We start from the raw sequence: 3,454 nt of genomic DNA, 5'->3' as shown, positions 1-3,454 counted from the left end.
CAGGATGTGATGCGCAGCCTCAGTCCTGGCCAGGTTTTCGTCAAAATAGTTAACGACGAACTGGTCGCCGTTATGGGCGATGAAGACAATAGTCTTAATCTGAATAGTCAGCCGCCGGTTGTTATTTTGATGGCAGGCTTACAAGGTGCCGGTAAAACAACCAGTGTGGCCAAACTGGCCCGTTTTCTGAAAGAAAGACAAAAAAAATCGGTGATGGTCGCCAGTGCTGACGTTTATCGTCCAGCCGCGATTGAGCAGCTTAAAACGTTGGCAAGTGATGTTGAAGCCAAGTTTTTTCCCAGTGATGCCAGTCAGGATCCGGTAGCAATCGCTCAGGCTGCAGTGGCACAAGCAAAACTAGAATATGTTGATGTAGTCATTATTGATACGGCTGGTCGGCTGCACATTGATGACGACATGATGGGCGAAATTAAACGCATCCACGCAGCAATTAATCCAACTGAAACCTTATTTACAGTTGATAGCATGACTGGTCAGGATGCGGCAAATACCGCCAAGGCATTTAATGAAGCATTGCCACTGACCGGTGTGATTCTGACTAAAACCGATGGTGATGCACGAGGTGGTGCGGCCTTATCCATTCGGCATATCACCGGTAAGCCCATTAAATTTATGGGGGTCGGTGAAAAGACTACTGCGCTGGAAGTGTTTCATCCTGATCGTATTGTTTCGCGAATTTTGGGAATGGGCGACGTACTTTCTCTGGTCGAAGAAGCACAACGCAAAATTGATACCGACTCAGCTGAAAAACTCGCTAACAAACTCAAGAAAGGCAAAGGTTTTGACCTTGAAGATTTTCGCGATCAACTACAGCAAATGAGCAAAATGGGCGGCATTGGCACATTGATGGATAAGTTGCCTGGAATGGGACAAATTCCAGATGCCGTTAAAAATCAGGCCAATGATAAAGAACTGGTCAGAATGGAAGCGATGATCAATTCAATGACTCCGAAAGAGCGGCGTCGTCCTGAATTAATCAAAGGCTCCAGGAAAAAACGTATTGCAGCTGGCTCTGGCACACAGATCCAGGATGTTAACCGCCTACTGAAACAGTTCTCACAAATGCAGAAAATGATGAAGAAAATGGGACAGAAAGGTGGTATGGCTAAAATGATGCGCGGCCTTGGTGGAAAACTGCCAATGGGCGGCGGTGGCATGCCTTTTTAACACAATCGCATTTACAGCTTTGCAAACCTTGGATAAGTGCGTAAAATAACTCTATTTTTCCATCCAGATTTTCAACGGGTAGGTTTATGGTAACAATCAGAATGACACGCGGCGGCGCAAAAAAGCGTCCTTTTTACGGCATTGTCGTAACAGATTCACGTAGTAAACGTGATGGTCGTTACATCGAGCGTCTGGGGTTCTTTAACCCGATTGCTAAAGGCCAGGAAGAAGAGCTACGCATTGATTTAGAGCGCGTTAAACATTGGATCAGCCAAGGTGCACAAACCTCTGAGCGTGTTGCCCAGCTGATCAAGCAAGCACAAAAGTCTGCTTAATTTCTATCCGGGAGTCTCGTGATGGCTGATGCCAGCGAATACATCCCGGTAGGGAAAATATCAGGTGTTTTCGGCGTAAAGGGTTGGGTTAAAGTTTTTTCATATACCGACCCTCGCGACAACATTCTGGAATATAAACCGCTTTATGTGCATCGTCATGGAGATTGGATACCAATCGAAGTGAATGGTGGTCAGTTACAGGGTAAGGCGGTTGTGATGAGTCTGGAGAAGGTCACTGACCGAAATCAGGCCATGACATTGATTGGTTCAGAACTGGCGATAAAACGTTCACAATTGCTGGAAACTGATGAAGATGAGTTTTACTGGGCTGACTTGGTTGGCCTGACAGTTATTAATGCTGAAAATGAAAAACTGGGAATCGTTGATCATCTGTTAGAAACAGGTGCAAATGATGTTCTGGTGGTAAGTGGAACAGAGCCAGATACGGAGTATCTGATTCCGTTTGTTCTGGATCGAACTGTTTTAAAAGTTGATTTGGAAAACAAGCAGATTCAGGTCGATTGGCAAGCTGACTATCTTTGATGAACTAAAATGAAGCTGTCAGTAATCTCATTGTTTCCGGAGATGTTTGCGGCGATAACAGAATATGGTGTAACCGGCAGGGCGGTAAAACAGGGCAGATTAAGCCTGAGTTATTTAAACCCGCGAGAGTTTACAACCGACAAACATCAAACCGTGGATGACCGACCTTATGGTGGTGGTCCCGGAATGGTAATGAAAGTCAGTCCTTTGTTGGATGCGATTAAAACAGCAAAACAACAACTTGGTGATGATGTGAAAGTCATTTATTTATCACCACAGGGACAAAAGCTGAATCAGCACGCGTTAGGCGAAATGGCCAAACGTGGATCGATGATTTTGCTGGCCGGTCGCTACGAAGGTATTGATGAGCGACTGGTTGAACAGGAAATTGATGAGGAATGGTCGATAGGTGACTATGTCCTCAGTGGGGGTGAGCTGGCAGCCATGGTGATGATTGATGGTATTGCCCGTTTATTACCCGGGGTGTTGGGTGATGCCGAATCTGCTGAGCAGGATTCGTTTATGAGTGGTCTGCTGGACCATCCACATTACACCCGCCCGGAACAGTTAAATGGCCAGACAGTACCAGCCGTACTGTTAGGTGGAAATCATGAGGCAATACGTCAGTGGCGCCTCAAACAGTCCTTAGGACGAACATGGTTACGGCGACCTGATTTGTTGGAATCGATGACATTATCAACAGAACAGGCTGCTTTATTGGAAGAATTTATTGCCGAGCGCGGGCAGGATTAGTTGGGAGCAAACAATGAGTAACATTATCGATCAGCTTAACGCTGAACAATTAAGAACCGATATTCCGGATTTTTCTGCCGGTGACACAGTTGTTGTCAAGGTTCGTATTAAAGAAGGTGAGCGTGAACGTGAACAGGCTTTTGAAGGCGTTGTTATCGCTAAACGTAACCGTGGTTTGCATTCAGCTTTCACTGTTCGCAAAATCTCTAACGGTGTTGGTGTTGAGCGTGTTTTCCAGGCTCACAGCCCAACCATCGCCAGTGTTGAATTGAAACGCCGTGGTGACGTTCGCCGTGCGAAACTTTACTACTTGCGTGATTTGACTGGTAAAGCGGCACGTATTAAAGAAAAATTGTAATTCAGCGGATCGATTGATCCGTTATTACAGAAAAAGGGACAAAGTTGATTTTCAGCTTTGTCCTTTTTTTATGCGGTTAAATCGACATGCACTATAGTCAAACTGAAGCAATTCAATGAAACAAGCTGTTGATAAACACGAACGTCATTTACAGAGTTTTCTTGATTCTTTATGGCTTGAATCAGGGCTTAGCGATAATACAGTAACGGCCTATCAACATGATTTAGTGGCTTTTGCCAGTTGGTTGCAGCCGTTTGATGTGACATTGGCCAATGCG

General features: G+C 45.3%; 6 protein-coding genes. All 6 read left to right on the top strand.

What is annotated here, in order from left to right; all coding sequences use genetic code 11:
- A partial coding sequence (ffh, locus tag B3182_RS14555) for a signal recognition particle protein (protein WP_292742054.1) occupies positions 1 to 1,188 on the top strand: 1,188 nt, incomplete at its 5' end.
- Between the two features lie 86 nt (positions 1,189 to 1,274).
- On the top strand, positions 1,275 to 1,523 hold the full coding sequence (gene rpsP / locus B3182_RS14550; RefSeq protein WP_292357911.1) for a 30S ribosomal protein S16: 249 nt from the start codon (positions 1,275 to 1,277) through the stop codon (positions 1,521 to 1,523).
- 21 nt (positions 1,524 to 1,544) lie between these two features.
- Positions 1,545 to 2,066 carry a ribosome maturation factor RimM gene (gene rimM, locus B3182_RS14545; RefSeq protein ID WP_104934432.1) on the top strand — a complete coding sequence of 174 codons (522 nt, stop codon included), beginning with the start codon at positions 1,545 to 1,547 and terminating at the stop codon, positions 2,064 to 2,066.
- Between the two features lie 9 nt (positions 2,067 to 2,075).
- Positions 2,076 to 2,819 carry a tRNA (guanosine(37)-N1)-methyltransferase TrmD gene (trmD, locus tag B3182_RS14540; protein ID WP_292357915.1) on the top strand — a complete coding sequence of 248 codons (744 nt, stop codon included), beginning with the start codon at positions 2,076 to 2,078 and terminating at the stop codon, positions 2,817 to 2,819.
- Positions 2,820 to 2,832: 13 nt separating this feature from the next.
- Complete coding sequence (gene rplS / locus B3182_RS14535) at positions 2,833 to 3,177, top strand: 50S ribosomal protein L19 (protein WP_292357917.1); 345 nt, start codon at positions 2,833 to 2,835, stop codon at positions 3,175 to 3,177.
- 115 nt (positions 3,178 to 3,292) lie between these two features.
- Positions 3,293 to 3,454 (top strand): site-specific integrase (locus B3182_RS14530; RefSeq protein ID WP_292753306.1); only part of this gene is annotated, 162 nt, incomplete at its 3' end.

The sequence above is a fragment of the Methylophaga sp. UBA4204 genome, assembly GCF_002379485.1.
Lineage (GTDB): Bacteria > Pseudomonadota > Gammaproteobacteria > Nitrosococcales > Methylophagaceae > Methylophaga.
Note: the sequence above shows the minus strand (reverse complement) of the source record. Positions and strands in the feature narration are given on the sequence as shown.